Origin of the sequence: Gordonia otitidis (assembly GCF_020735545.1) — a bacterium.
Taxonomy (GTDB): Bacteria; Actinomycetota; Actinomycetes; order Mycobacteriales; family Mycobacteriaceae; genus Gordonia; species Gordonia otitidis.
This window is the reverse complement of sequence record NZ_CP085974.1, coordinates 4,931,520-4,947,927: the sequence shown is the minus strand read 5'-3', so window position 1 is coordinate 4,947,927 and position 16,408 is coordinate 4,931,520. Positions and strand designations below refer to the sequence as shown.

Annotated in this window: 10 protein-coding genes; 7 read left to right on the top strand and 3 right to left on the bottom strand. The window is 67.4% G+C overall.

Going from position 1 to position 16,408, the window contains the following annotated elements:
- Positions 1-70: 70 nt before the first annotated feature.
- Positions 71-1,090 carry an IS481 family transposase gene (locus LK459_RS22340; protein ID WP_227920864.1) on the top strand — a complete coding sequence of 340 codons (1,020 nt, stop codon included), beginning with the start codon at positions 71-73 and terminating at the stop codon, positions 1,088-1,090.
- Here LK459_RS22340 and LK459_RS22335 read toward each other — a convergent pair.
- A complete protein-coding gene (locus tag LK459_RS22335; protein WP_007239363.1) occupies positions 1,087-2,031 on the bottom strand; it encodes a peptidylprolyl isomerase in 945 nt (314 codons plus the stop codon). The two genes, LK459_RS22340 and LK459_RS22335, sit on opposite strands and share 4 nt — an antisense overlap.
- Positions 2,032-2,233: 202 nt before the next feature.
- Between LK459_RS22335 and LK459_RS22330 the strand changes: the two genes are divergently transcribed.
- The 3 genes from LK459_RS22330 (at position 2,234) to nicT (ending at position 5,501) form a co-directional block, all read left to right on the top strand.
- On the top strand, positions 2,234-2,953 hold the full coding sequence (locus tag LK459_RS22330) for an MBL fold metallo-hydrolase (protein ID WP_227920862.1): 720 nt from the start codon (positions 2,234-2,236) through the stop codon (positions 2,951-2,953).
- The gene (gene hisS, locus LK459_RS22325) at positions 2,950-4,215 is read left to right on the top strand and encodes a histidine--tRNA ligase (RefSeq protein ID WP_007239365.1); all 1,266 of its coding nucleotides are present in this window, start codon (positions 2,950-2,952) and stop codon (positions 4,213-4,215) included. Before LK459_RS22330 ends, hisS begins: the two co-directional genes overlap by 4 nt.
- Before the next feature lie 167 nt (positions 4,216-4,382).
- Entirely contained in the window at positions 4,383-5,501 is a 1,119-nt protein-coding gene (gene nicT / locus LK459_RS22320) for a Nickel transporter NicT (RefSeq protein ID WP_227920860.1), read from the top strand.
- Between the two features lie 24 nt (positions 5,502-5,525).
- On the opposite strand, the gene LK459_RS22315 is transcribed toward nicT, so the two are convergent.
- Complete coding sequence (locus LK459_RS22315; RefSeq protein ID WP_227920854.1) at positions 5,526-7,181, bottom strand: DUF885 domain-containing protein; 1,656 nt, start codon at positions 7,179-7,181, stop codon at positions 5,526-5,528.
- Positions 7,171-8,046 carry a KPN_02809 family neutral zinc metallopeptidase gene (gene ypfJ / locus LK459_RS22310; protein ID WP_227920853.1) on the bottom strand — a complete coding sequence of 292 codons (876 nt, stop codon included), beginning with the start codon at positions 8,044-8,046 and terminating at the stop codon, positions 7,171-7,173. Before ypfJ ends, LK459_RS22315 begins: the two co-directional genes overlap by 11 nt.
- A gap of 163 nt (positions 8,047-8,209) precedes the next feature.
- Here ypfJ and aspS point away from each other — a divergent pair, with 163 nt between their 5' ends.
- The 3 genes from aspS (at position 8,210) to LK459_RS22295 (ending at position 16,392) form a co-directional block, all read left to right on the top strand.
- Positions 8,210-10,039 (top strand): aspartate--tRNA ligase, encoded by a 1,830-nt coding sequence (aspS, locus tag LK459_RS22305; protein WP_227920851.1) that lies wholly within the window; start codon positions 8,210-8,212, stop codon positions 10,037-10,039.
- A 141-nt stretch (positions 10,040-10,180) separates the two neighbouring features.
- Positions 10,181-13,648, top strand: a complete 3,468-nt coding sequence (locus LK459_RS22300; RefSeq protein WP_227920849.1) for a transglutaminase family protein — start codon at positions 10,181-10,183, stop codon at positions 13,646-13,648.
- Positions 13,645-16,392 (top strand): circularly permuted type 2 ATP-grasp protein, encoded by a 2,748-nt coding sequence (locus LK459_RS22295; protein WP_227920847.1) that lies wholly within the window; start codon positions 13,645-13,647, stop codon positions 16,390-16,392. The genes LK459_RS22300 and LK459_RS22295 overlap by 4 nt, the downstream gene beginning before the upstream one ends.
- Positions 16,393-16,408 lie beyond the last annotated feature (16 nt).

Genomic DNA, 16,408 nt, shown 5'->3' with positions numbered 1-16,408 from the left:
GTGACATAGGGAAGACCTCCGAGTGAGGTGTGGAGCTGTCTAGGAACCGCTCCTCAACCCGGAGGTCTTCGTGTCTCACCGTAATTCACCGTTGTCCCCGACTGGCCGGTTGCGTCTGGCTCGGTGTGTTGTCGAAGATGGGTGGCCCTTGCGCCGCGCGGCTAACCGGTTCAACGTGTCGGTCACCACGGCCAAGCGATGGGCGGATCGCTACCGCGAATCGGGGCCGGCCGGGATGGGTGATCGGTCCAGCCGGCCCCGATCGTGTCCGCATCGCACCCGCCGGCGCCGGGAACGCCGAGTCGTCGGGTTACGCGTCTCCCGTCGCTGGGGGCCGGCCCGGATCGCGTTTCACCTGGGCTTGAACGTCTCCACGGTGCACCGCATCCTGACCCGGTACCGATGCCTGCGGTTGTCGTGGATCGACCCGGCGACCGGGGCGCCGGTACGTGCCCGCCGGCGCGAGGTCCGCCGGTATGAACGTGAAGCGCCCGGAGACTTGATCCACGTCGACATCAAAAAGCTCGGGAGAATCCCCGACGGAGGTGGACATCGCGTACACGGCCGCGCCCAGGGCGCCCGCAACTCCAGTGCCCACCGCGAGCCTGGGCGAACCCGCAAAGTTGCTGGCCGCCCGAACCTGGGGTACGCGTATCTGCATCACGCCGTCGACGACCATTCCCGCTACGCCTACTCCGAGATCCTCGCTGATGAGAAGAAGGAAACCGCGACCGCGTTCATGACTCGGGCGTTGGCGCACTTCGCCTCGATCGGTGTCACCACCGCGCGAGTGATGACCGACAACGGCTCTTGTTACCGGTCCCGGGTATTCCGGGACTTGTTGGACGAAAACGGGATCAAGCACAAGTGGACCAGACCGTACCGGCCGCAAACCAATGGCAAGGTCGAACGATTCAACCGGACCCTCCAGGAGGAATGGGCCTACGCCCGTCCCTACCTCAGTGAAACCGAACGCGTCGCAGCCTTCCCCGAGTTCCTTCGCATCTACAATCACGAACGCGGCCACACCGCACTCCGAGGCAACTCACCCGCCGACCGCGTACCCAACCTGGCGGGTCAGTACACCTAGCCCAGGTCTCCGCCGGTGATCTTCGCGGTGTTGATCTGCACCGGGAGCTTGGGTTTGCCGTCGCTGGCCTCGCCGGACGGCCCCGGGGTGACCCCACCCGCGGCGACCTTGTCGAGGACTTTCAGGCCCTCGGGGTCGACCTTGCCGACGACCGAGTAGTCGGCTGGGAGCTGACTGTCGGAGATGACCAGGAAGAACTGGCTCGAACCGGTATTGCTGCTCTGACCACCCTGATTGCTGTTGGCGATCGCGATCGTGCCACGCGGATAGGTCACCGACTGCTGGCCGCTCATCGGATTCGGCTGACCGGCTGGCTTGAGGTTGGTCGGCGGCTCGTCGGGACTGCTCCAACCGGGCCCGCCGGCGCCGGTGCCCGTCGGATCGCCGCACTGCAGCACCTTCAGTGCGTCGCTCGTTGTCATCCGGTGGCACGGGGTGTCGTTGTAGTAGTCGTGCCGGATGAGCGAGATCACGGCACCGGTGTTGCACGGAGCCGAGTCACGGGTCAGCGTGATCGGGATGGCTCCCTGCGAGGTGTCGAATGTTGCAGAGACGTCGCCGGACTTGAGCTGACGATCGCCGGGCTTGGGGGCGGTCCGCTTCTTGGGGATGCCCTCGTTGATCATCTTGTTCATCTCCGCCGCGTACTTGCGGTACTCGTCGTGCTGCTCCGCGGGCACGCCCTGCGGCGGATCCGTGGGGATCGGCTTCAGGCGGTCGGGCTGATCCTGATACTCGCAGGACGTCCACCGTGCGGCTTCGCGATCGTCGAGCACCTTCTTGACGATCAACGTGGTCGCCGTCGCGACGACAGCCACCACCAGCACCGTCGAGACCGATGCGATGATGATCCGCCGACGCTTGCGATCCTGACGCTCGCGTTCGAGCCTCTCCTCGAGCTTCCGCTTGGCGGCTTCGCGGCGTTCCTCGTTGGTGGTCACGCTGGTGAACCCTCCTGAGACGTCTGTCGGTGCGTATGAGGCGACACGGCTGTATCGACACGCAAGTGTGCCAGGACACCCTGAGAGTTCCCCAGGCAGGTGTGCCGGACGGGCGTCGGGCACCACGGCCGGATAGTCCAGAATGGAGGGTCAGGAGTGGTGCGTCGCCGCGCCACACCCGCCGTCCAGCCCAGGAGCGCACATGCTGATCACCGGATTCCCCGCGGGAATGTTCCAGACCAACTGCTACATCGTCGCGCCCGAGCCCGGCGGCGAGGCGATCGTCATCGACCCGGGGCAGGAGGCGGCCGACAAGGTCACCGAACTCCTCCGCGAGAACGATCTCACGCCGGTCGCCGTGCTGCTCACCCATGGACACCTCGACCACACCTGGAACGCCGCCGACGTCTGCGATGCCTACGGCATCCCGGCCTACATCCACCCCGCCGACCGACCGATGCTCGCCGACCCCGCGGTGGGCCTCGGCAGCGCACTCGGCGCCATGATCGGCCCGCTGACCTTCCGTGAGCCTGAGAAGGTTGTCGACTTCGTCGACGGCGAGCCGACCGAGGTCGCAGGCATCAGATTCAGTGTCGATCTGGCGCCGGGGCACACCCAGGGGTCGGTGCTACTCGGCACCGACGTCGAGATCGCCGACGATGAGGGACAGACGGCCAGCGTGCCGGTCTGCTTCTCCGGTGACGTACTGTTTGCGGGGTCGATCGGACGCACCGACCTGCCCGGCGGCAATCATCAGCAGTTGCTCGACTCGATCGCGTCGAAGCTCCTCCCGCTGTCGGACGACACCCAGGTGCTACCCGGTCACGGACCGCAGACATCGATCGGGCAGGAGCGTGCGACCAACCCGTTCCTCACGGATCTGGGCACGTCGAGCCGACAGAACGGAAGCAGGAGACTGTGAGCGCCGACTTCGTCGCACCGAAGGGCATCCCCGACTACTACCCGCCGGCGTCGGCTGACTTCCGTCGCGTGCGCGACACCTTCACCGACGCCGCTCGTCGCGCCGGCTACGGTCACATCGAGTTGCCGATCTTCGAGGACACCGGGCTCTTCGCACGCGGCGTCGGCGAGTCCACCGACGTGGTCAGCAAAGAGATGTACACCTTCGAAGACCGCGGCGGACGCTCGGTCACACTTCGCCCCGAAGGAACCGCGGGTGTGGTTCGTGCCGTCATCGAGCACGGGCTCGACAGAGGGCAGCTTCCGGTCAAGCTCTGTTACGCCGGACCGTTCTTCCGCTACGAACGCCCGCAGGCCGGGCGCTATCGCCAACTCCAGCAGGTCGGCGTCGAGGCGATCGGGGTCGACGACCCCGCGCTCGACGCCGAGGTCATCGCAATCGCCGACGAGGGATACCGCAGACTCGGCCTCTCCGGTTTCCGGCTCGAGATCACCTCGCTCGGCGACGATTCGTGCCGTCCCGCGTACCGGGCTGCGTTGCAGGAGTTCCTCGGCGGGCTCGACCTCGACGAGGCGACTCGCCAACGCGCACAGCTCAATCCGCTCCGCGTGCTCGACGACAAGCGGCCCGACATCCGGGAGGCGACCGCCGACGCGCCGTTGATGCTCGACTACCTGTCCGACGACGCGCGCGGTCACTTCGAAAGCGTGCTCTCGCACCTGCGTCAACTCGGCGTTCCCTACGTGATCAACCCCCGCCTGGTGCGCGGACTCGACTACTACACGAAGACCACGTTCGAATTCGTCCACGACGGTCTCGGTGCGCAGTCGGGCATCGGCGGTGGCGGTCGCTACGACGGTCTGATGCGGCAGCTCGGTAGCAAGCAGGATCTGTCCGGGATCGGATACGGACTCGGCGTCGACCGCACCATGCTCGCGCTCGAGGCCGAGGGCATCGCGCACGTCGACGCCGCGCGCTGCCAGGTCTTCGGTGTTCCGCTGGGAACCGACGCCAAGGCCGAATTGGTCAGCGTCGCAGGACAATTGCGTGCCGCAGGCGTCAGTGTCGACCTCGCCTACGGCGACCGTGGTCTGAAGGGCGCGATGAAGGCTGCGGATCGGTCCGGCGCCGCGCTCGCGCTGGTACTCGGCGACCGTGAGCTGGCCGAGGGGACGATCGAGATCAAGAACCTGGGCAACGGCGAACAACACAAGACGTCGCTGGAGGGTGTCGTCGACGAGGTTCGTGGGCTGCTGACCTGACCGGACCGAGGTGGGGTGCAACCGGAACAACCGGGCAATGCTCGGGTATCGGACACGAAATCTCTTGTGCGCGTTGACTATCCGTTCGGACAGTGTGGCCCGTCCAGACGACGGGTTTTGATCTGAGCAGGTGTTCAGATGGCCGCGCCACGGCCTATCGTCGCCCCATGAGTTCGTCTGTCACACAGGGTTCGCCCGCGCGATTGTTGTCGAGGCCCGAATGGGCCAGCGTCGGCGGTATGGTCGCCGTCGTCGCGGCGCTGCATGTCATCGGCTGGGGGACGCTCGTCTTCCTCGTCGCGCCCGAGCACTTCACCGTCGGGCAGAAGACGCTCGGTGTGGGCATCGGACTGACCGCGTACACCCTCGGCATGCGACACGCGTTCGACGCCGACCACATCTCGGCCATCGACAACACCACACGCAAGCTCATGGGCGAGGGCAAACGGCCGATGACGGTGGGATTCTGGTTCTCACTCGGCCACTCGACCGTCGTCTTCGGCCTCGCGGTGCTGCTGTCGTTCGGGATCAAGGCACTCGCCGGATCGGTGGAGGACGACTCCTCGACACTGCACCAGGTCACCGGGCTGATCGGCACCAGCGTCTCCGGCGGCTTCCTCTATCTGATCGCGGCGATCAACATCGTGATCCTCCTCGGCATCGTCCGCGTGTTCCGGGACATGCGTCGCGGGATCTACGACGAGGCACAACTTGAGGAACACCTCGCCAACCGCGGCTTCATGAACCGCATCCTCGGGCGCGTCATGCGGCTGGTCACCAAGCCGTGGCAGATGTACCCGATCGGCGTGCTGTTCGGACTCGGCTTCGACACCGCGACCGAGGTCGCGCTACTCGTGCTCGCAGGCTCGACCGCTGCCGCGGGGCTGCCCTGGTACGCGATCCTGTGTCTTCCCGTGATCTTCGCCGCGGGTATGAGTCTGTTCGACAGCATCGACGGGTCGTTCATGAACTTCGCCTACGGGTGGGCGTTGGCCAATCCGGTGCGCAAGGTCTACTACAACCTGATCATCACCGGACTGTCGATCGCGGTCGCACTCGTCATCGGCACCATCGAACTACTCGGCCTGCTCGCCGATCAGTTCGGCTGGACGGGTCGCTTCTGGGACGACGTCTCGGGAATCGACCTGAACATGCTCGGATTCGTGATCGTCGGACTGTTCGTGGCGACGTGGGTCATCTCGCTGGCGGTGTGGCGCTTCGCCGACATCGAGAAGCGTTGGGGTGCAACGCTTGCGCCGCAGGAAGTGGCAGACCTGCCGAAGTGACCCCGGCGCGTCCGACACGACTGGTCAACGGGTCATCTCGTCTCGCAGGACGTCAAGGCTGACCCCGCCGAGCGCGAGCGCGTTCGTGTGGAAGTCCTTGAGCGTCCACTCCCGATGATGTGCCAGCGCCTGACCCCGGCACTGCTCCCACACCCGTTGTCCGAGCGCGTAACTCGGTGCCTGGCCTGCCCAGCCGAGATAGCGGTCGAGTTCGAAGCGGAGCACCGCCCGATCCATTGCCACCGAGTCGGTCAGGAACTGCCACGCCTTCTCGGCATTCCAGATGCCGCCGCCCACGGACGGAGGAGCGGACTTGCGGCAGTGGACCCCGATGTCGACGACGACGCGCGCGGCGCGCAGTCGCTGTGAATCGAGCATGCCCATCCGGTCGCCCGGGTCGTCGAGCCACCCCAGCTCGCCCATCAACCGCTCGGCATACAGCGCCCAGCCCTCACCGTGACCTGACGTGAAAGACGCGAGCTTGCGCCAGGAGTTGAGGTCCGGGTCGACGATGGCGGCGCCGAGTTGCAGATGATGGCCGGGCACGCCCTCGTGATAGACGGTGGTCTTCTCCTGCCACGTGTGGAAGACCGTCTGCGACGGCGGTACCGCCCACCACATGCGGCCAGGGCGCGAGAGGTCGGCGCTGGGTTGTGTGTAGTAGATTATCCCGGTCGAAGACGGCGCCAGTCGGCATTCGAGTCGGGTGAGACGCCCGGGAATGTCGAAGTGGGTGCCGGCGAGTCCGTCGACCGCCTCGTCGGAGGTCTGCTGCATCCACGCGAGGAACGACGCGCGATCGTGGAGCTGATACTGCGGCGCGGCGTCGAGCAATTCGAGTGTCTCCGTCACGCTCGCGCCCGGCGCGATCTCGGCGGCGATCGCTTGCTGTTCGGCCGTGATCGCGGCGAGGCGCTCGAGCGCCCAGTCGTAGGCCTCGTCGGGATCGACATCGGTGCCGAGATAGTAGGGAAGCCGGAGCAGGTACCGATCGCGGCCGATCGCGTCATCCGCGTCGGCGCCCTCGAGTACCTCGGTCCGCAGGTGGGCGGCGAGCCGGTCGAACGCGGCGCCCGCACCGTCGAGCGCCGTGGCCAGATCGGTGGCGAGCGCGTCGTCGGACGCGATGGCCGTGGTGTTCTGTGCGATTGCCGCGCGCGCCCCATCGGCCTGCGCCGCAACGAGGTCGACCTGCCGACGCGCGAGAGCGGGCCCGACATCCCGGCGGTGCCCGAGGCCGACGATCACGCTGTCTATCGCCGTCGGGATCGCAGCGATCCGCGCCACCATGTCGGCCCGCTGTTCGGCCGTATCGGTGGGCATGAGGTCGAAGACATCGCGGATCGCCTGTAACGGTGAGGCGATCACATTGCACTCGCCGGTCAGTTCGCCGGCGTCGGCAAGTGCACGTTCCCGGTTGAGAGCTGCGCGCATCGTGGCGATCGTGACCCGGTCGACGTGATCGACCGGCGTCGCGGCGTCGAGTCGCAACAGCGTCGAACGTGCCTGCGCCGCACGCTCGTCGACAGCGTCGGGGGAGAAGTCGGTGAGCAGGCGGTCGTGACCGCCGATGCCGTATTCGGTGGCGAGGATCGGATCGAGTTCGACGCTGCGGGCGAGATGATCGTCGGCGATCGCGTCGACCGCACTGGCGACGCGACCGCGATCCTCAGAGGTCATTCGTGGAGAAGGTGTCGCACTGGCGCGGATCGCCGTTCTTGTAGCCCGTCGAGAACCAACGCACCCGCTGATCCGCCGAACCGTGCGTCCAGCCCTCGGGATTGGAGTTCGATCCCTGGATGGTGTCGTCGCCGATCGCCTTCGCGGTCTGGATGACCGAGTTGATCTGATCGGTCGTGAGCGGTTCGAGCATGGCGTCGCTGCCCTTGTCGGCGTGATACGCCCAGACGCCCGCGTAACAATCGGCCTGCAACTCGACGCGAACCGAACCCGACTTGGGGCCGTGGGAGCCGAGCTGCTGGCCCTTCTGCAGCGCGCCGGTCAGGTTCTGTACGTGGTGGCCGTACTCGTGAGCGACGACGTACTCCTGGGCTAGCGGACCGTCGCTGCCGCCCATGTTCTTCAGCTCGGCGAAGAACGACGGGTCGAAGTAGGCGGTCTTGTCGACCGGGCAGTAGAACGGGCCGGTCGCCGATGTCGCGGCGCCGCAACCGGTGTCGACGGAATTGCTGAAGATGACGGTCTTCGGCGGCGTGTAGCCCTTCATCAGGTCCGACCACACCCGGTTGACGCTGATGGTCGTCGCCTTGATGCGGCAGATGTCGTCGGTGTTGGCCATCTCCACCGTGCACTGGGCAAGGTGTTCGTCGATCTGGTTCGCCGAACTGCTCGCCGAACCCTGGCCCGCCGACGACGATCCGAGGATCTGCCCCGGATTGATGCCGAGGAAGAGCGCGACCAGCGTGACGATCAGGCCGGCACCACCGCCCAGCGCGATCCGTCCACCGCCGCCACCGAAGCCGCCGCCACCCCCGCCGCCGGACACGTTGCTGTTGTCCAGCGACCCGCTGCCTTGGAACGTCATGCAGGTCAGGCTACCGGCGAGGAGGTCGCGATACGGGTGAACCACGCCCAACCGACACGAGCTGCGACGTCGCCGGGACACCCGCGGCGGTCGGCGGCCGCCCCCTCCGTAGGATTGAGCCCGAGATTCGCAAGACCCGTACGTCCACCAGGGAAGGACTCCAGTGCTCCGCACGCATTTCGCCGGTTCGCTGCGGCGCGCCGATGCATCGCAGACCGTCACCGTCGCCGGCTGGGTTGCGCGTCGCCGCGATCATGGCGGCGTCGTGTTCATCGACCTGCGTGACAGCTCCGGGCTGGTACAGGTCGTGTTCCGCGACGAGTCGGTCGCCGAGAAGGCTCACCGTCTGCGCGCCGAGTACGTCGTCAAGGTCACCGGCGTCGTCGAGGAGCGGCCCGAGGGCAGCGAGAACCCCAACCTGCTGTCGGGCGATATCGAGATCAATGCGACCGACCTGGAGGTCCTCAACGAGTCGGCGCCGCTGCCGTTCCAGCTCGACGAGAGCCCCGGTGAGGAAGCGCGCTTGCGTTACCGCTACATCGACCTGCGACGCGAGGGTCCCGCCGCGGCGATCCGACTGCGCTCCAAGGCGAACGCGGCTGCACGTGGTGTGCTGGCCGCTCACGACTTCGTCGAGATCGAGACGCCGACGCTGACCAGGTCGACGCCCGAGGGCGCCCGCGACTTCCTCGTCCCGGCGCGTCTGCAACCGGGAACGTTCTACGCCCTCCCGCAGAGCCCGCAGCTGTTCAAGCAGCTCCTCATGGTGGCCGGCATGGAGCGCTACTACCAGATCGCACGGGCCTACCGCGACGAGGACTTCCGCGCCGACCGCCAGCCCGAGTTCACCCAGCTCGACATCGAGATGAGCTTCGTCGACGAGGACGACGTCATCGCGCTCTCCGAGGAGATCCTCGTGGCGCTGTGGCGTCTGATCGGCGTCGAGATCTCCACGCCGATCCCGCGGATGACCTACGCCGACGCGATGCGGCGCTTCGGTTCCGACAAGCCGGACCTGCGGTTCGGGATCGAACTCGTCGAATGCACCGAGTTCTTCGCCGACACTCCCTTCCGCGTCTTCCAGGCGCCGTACGTGGGCGCAGTGGTCATGGAGGGCGGTGCGTCGCAGCCGCGCCGCACACTCGACGCCTGGCAGGAATGGGCCAAACAGCGCGGAGCCAAGGGCCTTGCCTACGTGCTCGTCGGCGAGGACGGCACCCTCGGCGGTCCGGTCGCCAAGAACCTCTCCGACGCCGAGCGTGAGGGCCTCGCCGCGCATGTCGGCGCGAAGCCCGGCGACTGTGTGTTCTTCGCCGCGGGTCCCGCCAAGGCACAGCGCGCGCTTCTGGGAGCCGCGCGCAGCGAAATCGCGGTGCGACTCGGGCTCATCCCCGCACCGGGCGAGCCGGTCGATCCGGCGACCGCCGACTGGGCGTTCACGTGGATCGTCGACGCCCCATTGTTCGAGCCTGCGGACGACGCCACCGCGTCAGGGGACGTCGCCGTGGGCTCGGGAGCCTGGACCGCGGTGCACCATGCGTTCACCTCGCCCAAGCCCGAGTCGGTCGAGACCCTCGAGTCCGATCCGGGAGCAGCACTGGCCTACGCCTACGACATCGTGTGCAACGGCAACGAGATCGGCGGCGGATCGATCCGCATCCACCGTCGCGACATCCAGGAACGCGTCTTCGCGATCATGGGCATCGATCACGACGAGGCGCAGGAGAAGTTCGGCTTCCTGCTCGATGCCTTCGCGTACGGCGCACCGCCACACGGCGGCATCGCGTTCGGCTGGGACCGGATCACGGCACTGCTGGCGGGGGAGAGTTCCATCCGTGAGGTCATCGCGTTCCCCAAGTCGGGCGGTGGCGTCGACCCGCTCACCGACGCGCCCGCCCCGATCACCGCGGCGCAGCGCAAGGAGTCGGGCATCGACGCCAAGCCCAAGCCGAAGGGGGAACCCGTCCAGGGATCGGCGAAGCCCGCAAGCTGACCGCATAAGTGTCGGCCGGTGCGTGAGACGCGTCGCAGGCAGTGGCGTCGGTGACCTCACACCGGGCACACGGGCGTCATCTGTGCTGAGATTTCTACCCATGGGGACGTATCTGCTCGACGACCTCCGGGAGGACGACCGGTGACAATCAAAGTGGCGCTCGAACATCGCACGGCATACGCGTTCGATCGACCGGTCAAGATCTACCCGCACGTGGTGCGCTTGCGTCCGGCCCCGCATTCGCGCACTCCGATCGAGGCGTATTCGCTCAAGGTAGAGCCCGAGGGACACTTCCTGAACTGGCAGCAGGACGCGTTCAGCAATTATCAGGCGCGCCTTGTGTTTCCGGAGCCGTCGTCGTCGCTGTCGATCACCGTGAGTCTCGTCGCCGACCTCACGGCGATCAACCCGTTCGACTTCTTCATCGAGGACTGGGCCGAGGACTACGGATTCACCTATCCCGACGAACTCCGCGAGGATCTCGAGGTCTACCTGCGGCCTGTCGGGGTCACCGAGGGTGAATTCTCGGGCGCTCCGGTGCATCCCGCTGTCGCGGAGTTCGCCGCAGCCAACAAGCCCACGTCGACCACGCGCATCATCGACTTTCTCGTGTCGCTGAACCAGGCCGTGCGCGACGCCGTCGGCTACACGGTCCGGCTCGAACAGGGCGTGCAGACGCCGGAGTTCACGCTCTCGAGCGCCATCGGCTCGTGCCGCGACTCGGCATGGCTGCTGGTGGCCCTGCTGCGTGAACTCGGTCTCGCCGCGCGTTTCGTGTCCGGCTACCTGGTGCAGCTGACCTCCGACGTGAAGTCACTCGACGGCCCGTCGGGCCCCGCCGCCGACTTCACCGATCTGCACGCGTGGACGGAGGTCTATCTCCCCGGCGCGGGTTGGGTCGGCATGGACCCGACGTCAGGTCTGTTCGCGGGCGAGGGGCACATCCCGCTCGCCGCGACGCCGACGCCCGGCGGCGCCGCTCCGATCACCGGTGCCACAGGACCGTGCCACGCGACGCTCGACTTCTCCAACACCGTCACCCGTTTCCACGAGGACCCTCGGGTTACGTTGCCCTACACCGAGTCCCAGTGGGATCGGGTCGTCGAACTCGGTGCGGCGGTCGACGCGAAGATGGCCGAGAACGACGTCCGGCTCACGATGGGTGGTGAGCCGACGTTCGTCTCACTCGACAACCAGAGCGACCCGGAGTGGACCACCGCCGCCGACGGGCCGCACAAGCGGGAGCTGGCGTCGAAGCTTGCCGGCCGCCTCGCCGACGACTACGCGCCCACGGGCCTGGTGCAGCGCAGTCAGGGCAAGTGGTATCCGGGAGAACCGTTGCCGCGCTGGCAGATCGCTGTCATGTGGCGGACCGACGGTCAGCCGATCTGGCGTCGACGTGACCTACTCGCCGACCCGTGGCAGACCAGGGCCAAGGCAGCCGAGGCGATGTCGCTCGAAGCGTCTGGACCGAAACCGGGTTCCGGTGCCGACCCGTCGGCCGAGAAACTGCTGTCGGCGTTCGCCTCCGCGTTGGGGCTGCCCGGCTCGCAGGTGATGCCCGCATTCGAGGATCCGTTGGTGCGGATGCGCGAGTTGTCGGCACTCCCGCCGGGCGACCCGGGTTCGGACCCCACACTCCCCGCGGCGCGTGCGGCGGCGTGGGCGAGTGCCGCGGCAGAGGCGGTCGACGCCGATTCCGACATCGAGCCGGCCGACGATTCCACCGAGGCGCGTCGTGAACTGCTCGCCTCGCTGGATGCGTCGGTCACCGACCCCACGGCGTTCGTCCTGCCGCTGAGCCGTTCCGAGGACGGCACGGCGTGGCAGAGCGCACGCTGGACGACGCGGCGCGGACGCCTGGTGCTCACGCCCGGCACCTCGCCCGCTGGGCTGCGACTCCCACTCAACTCGTTGTCGTGGGGTCCGGCGCCCGTCCTCTACGAGGCCGACCCCTCCGTACGCGCGGATCCGCTGCCCGACGATGTGATCGAAGCACTGGGCCGCACCGTCACCGACGTCAGTCCCGCCGCCTTCGTGCCGCGCACCGCGCTTGTCGCCGAGAAGCGTGGAGACGTGTTGTACGTGTTCCTGCCGCCGACCGCCGAACTCGAGGAGTATCTGGCGATCGTCGAGATGATCGAGAACGCGGCTGCAGCGATCGACACCCCGGTCGTCGTCGAGGGCTACGGCCCGCCGGCCGACGCCCGGCTCACGACGCTGACGGTGACCCCTGACCCGGGCGTCATCGAGGTCAACGTCCAGCCGACGAGCAGTTTCGCCGAGCAGGCGGAGCTGCTCGATTCGCTGTACGACCACGCGCGGCACGCCCGTCTGGGCACCGAGACGTTCGATCTCGACGGTAGCCACGGGGGCACCGGCGGCGGAAACCACATCACGCTCGGCGGTTCGACCCCCGCGGATTCGCCGCTGCTGCGCCGCCCGGACCTGTTGGTCTCGATGCTGACGTACTGGCAGCGCCACCCGTCGTTGTCCTACCTGTTCAGTGGCAAGTTCATCGGGACGACGTCGCAGGCGCCGCGCGCGGACGAGGGGCGCGAGTCGTCGCTCTACGAGATGGAGATCGCGTTCGCCGAGATCGACCGGCTCGCAGTGAAGGGAGAGCCTGCGCGCGGAGCTGACGCCCCGCCCAACCCGTGGGTCACCGACCGCGCGTTGCGGCACCTGCTCACCGACATCACCGGCAACACCCACCGGGCGGAGTTCTGCATCGACAAGCTCTACAGTCCCGACTCGGCACGCGGCAGGCTCGGGCTGCTCGAACTGCGCGGATTCGAGATGCCCCCGCATCACCGCATGGCGATGGTGCAGTCACTCCTCGTCCGTTCGCTGGTCTCGTGGTTCTGGGAGAAGCCCTACCGCAGCAGGCTCATCCGCCACGGCGCAGACCTGCACGGCAAGCATCTGCTGCCGCACTACGTCATCGCCGACATCGCACAGGTGGCAGAGGAACTCCGCGAGGCCGGCTATCCGTTCGACACCGCTTGGCTCGACCCCTTCACGGAATTCCGCTTCCCACGGCTCGGCACGGTCGCGATCCGCGAGTACGAGGTCGAGCTGCGCGGCGCCATCGAACCGTGGAACACGCTCGGTGAGGAGTCGACCGGCACCGGTACGGCGCGGTACGTCGACTCGTCGATCGAGCGCGTGCAGGTGCGTGTGCAGGGCGCCGAGGACGAGCGTTTCGTGTTGACGTGCAACGGCTATCCCATCCCGCTGACCAGCACGGGCAGACCGGGTGAACGGGTCGCGGGAATCCGCTTCCGTGCCTGGCAGCCGCCGAGTGCCCTGCACCCGACCATCAGCATCGACACACCACTGACCTTCGATCTGGTCGACACCCTGGCGGGTCGGTCCGTCGGTGGTGCGACCTACCACGTCGTGCATCCGGGTGGGCGCGCCTACGACCGCCCGCCGGTCAACGCCGTGGAGGCCGAGTCCCGGCGAAACGGCCGATTCGAGGCCGCCGGGCACACCAGCGGCTCCGTCGACGTCGGTCTCCTGCGCGAGCGGGTCGCCCGCATGGCCACCGACAGTGGGGTCCCGACGATCCTGGATCTGCGCCGGGCACGTACAGTTCTTCGGTGACTGTTTCAGCGGGCGGCGGTGTGCCCGCGGTGTTCGACAGATACCGGTCCGACGGTTACACGCTGTTCGATCTCGGGCAGCTGCGGGGCGGTGTCGCACCGGCTGCCGCGCGCAATCATTACGACGAGGTACTCGACGCCACGGGCGTGACCCGGCCGGCATGGGAAGACCTCGTCGCGGGCTATGAGCTGCGGGGCGACGCCCGACTGCGCGCCTCGGCCGCCCGCCTGGCGTCGGCGGTCTCCGACGAGGGCGTGGTCTACAACCAGGTCGAGGGCACCACGACCGTCCCGCGTCCGTGGCTGCTCGACGCCGTGCCGCTGATCGTCGACGGCGTCGAATGGGCAGAACTGGAAAAGGCGATCACCCAGCGTTCGACGCTGCTCGATCTGATCCTGCGCGACATCTACCGCGACCAGAAGACCATCAACGCCGGCCTAATCCCGCCCGAGATGGTCTTCGGCCACCCGGGCTACATTCGCAAGGCTGCTCGGCTGGAGGTCGCGGGCCCGCATGCACTGTTCCTGCACGCGCTCGACCTCGGACGGCTCTCGGATGGCACCTTCGCCGTCTACGGCGACCGCACGCAGGCGCCGTCGGGAGTCGGGTTCGCCATCGCCGACAGGCGACTGATCTCACGCACGTTCCCGCAACTGTTCCAACGCTGCGCACCCCGCCCGATGTCCACCTTCGCGGGCACGCTGCGGCTCGCGCTGACCGACTACGCCCCGCCTGGCGTCGACGACCCGACAGTCGCGGTGTTCAGTCCCGGCAGCATGTCCGAGACCTTCTTCGACCAGGCGTATCTGGCGTCGGTCCTCGGTTTCCCGCTGGTCGAGGGCGCCGACCTCACCGTCCGCGACGGTGCGCTCTACATGCGGTCTCTCGGCAAGTACAAGCGGGTCGACGTCCTGCTGCGCCGCGTCGACGCCGCCTACTGCGATCCACTCGATCTACGAACCAACTCACGGCTCGGCGTCGCCGGCCTCGTCGAGGCCATCTCGCGCGGAAACGTCACCGTCGTCAACACACTTGGCAGCGGGGTGCTCGAGAATCCGGCTTTGAACACCGTGCTGGCCAAGGTCGCACCGATGCTCATCGACGAGGAACTCGCACTCGGGGCCGTACCCACGTACTGGGCGGGGGATGGGTCCGACCGTTCGAAGATGCTCGCGTCTCTCGACTCGCTCGTCCTGACGAACTTCCGCACGGGAGAGGAATTCGTGGGTCCTGCGACCGATTCGGCTACCAGGGACACGCTGCGCGCGCGGATCGGCGCGGATACGTGGCAGTGGGTGGGCCGGGAGGTCGAGGCCTACTCGGTCGCGCCGAGTCTGACCGAGGCTGCGCTGCCGACACAGGGCCGTGGGACGCTTCGCGCCGCGCCGGTGTCGGTGCGTGCGTTCTCGGTCACGCAGGGCCCCACCTACGCGGTGATGCCCGGCGGGTTGGGATCGGTTCTCGCCGACGGCGTGATAGGCGCATCGCTGGCCTCCATCGCAGCCAAGGACATCTGGGTCACCAATCCGGATGTGGGAGGCCATGTCTCGCGGCGCACGGAACTACGCGGTGGCGAACCCGACGACGTGGTCACCATCGCCGCACGGCCCACCTCGACCAGCTACTCCGACATCGCCGCAGCGGCGAGTCCCCGTGTGCTCGCCGACATGTTCTGGTTCGGCCGATACGGGGAGCGCACCGAGTCGGTCACCCGGTTGGCCAAGGTCGCGCGCGAGCGCTACCAGGACTTCCAGTACCGCCCGTGGATGTCGGGGACCGCCGCCGTGCCGCTGTTCCTGCACGCGGTCGCCGAAGTTACCGGTACCGCAAGTCTCCTCGGTACCCGCGAGTCGCTGCTCGACGACGACTCGGCCCTGTCGTCGCTCGAACAGGTCAACGAGGCGATAGTCAAGATCGCCGAACTGACCGTCAACCGCTACACACCCGGCACCATCGCACATTCGACGGAACGACTCGTCGCCACCGCTCGAGCCGTCCGCGATCAGATGTCGACGAGCACCTGGATGGTGCTCACACCCATGGAGCGTGCACTCGAGTCGATGACCCGCCAGATCGAACGTGCGCGCGACGACGTCGGAGCGGGCACAGGGGTCTTCGGCGACGCAGCACTCGATCTCGGACCCGACCTCGCCCGCACCCACGAGAACATCCTGCACGGCGCTCTCGCACTGTCGGGCCTGCAGGCCGAGTCGATGGTCCACGACGCCGCATGGCTGCTCATGGACCTCGGCAGGCGCATCGAGCGGGTCATCACCCTCGCGGACCTCACCAGATCGCTGTTCGCCCAGGAACATCCCCTCGACATGGAGCAGACCCTGCTGGAATCGTTCCTCAGTGCCACCGAATCGTCGGTGATCTACCGACGACGCAACCGTGGTCTCTACCGCGCGGAAGCCGTCGCAGAACTGCTCATGTTCGACGAGACGAACCCGCGCGCGATGATCTACCAGCTCAGCAGGATGCGCGATGATCTCACCGCGCTACCCGAAGCGATACGCTCGGCGGCGGCCGAACGTGCCGTCGAGGAGATGGCAGCAGAGCTACGACGGTGTGATCCCGCCGATCTCAGCCACGTCGGCGCGGACGGAACGCGCGCCGACCTCGTCGAACTGACGCGTGCGCTCCGCGACCACGCCCGCGAGCTCTCCGATCTGCTCAACCGCACACGATTCGCGCCACCCCGTACCGCGCAACCGATCTGGGGAGGGGGCGGTCCGCTGTGACCACACCATCGAACGC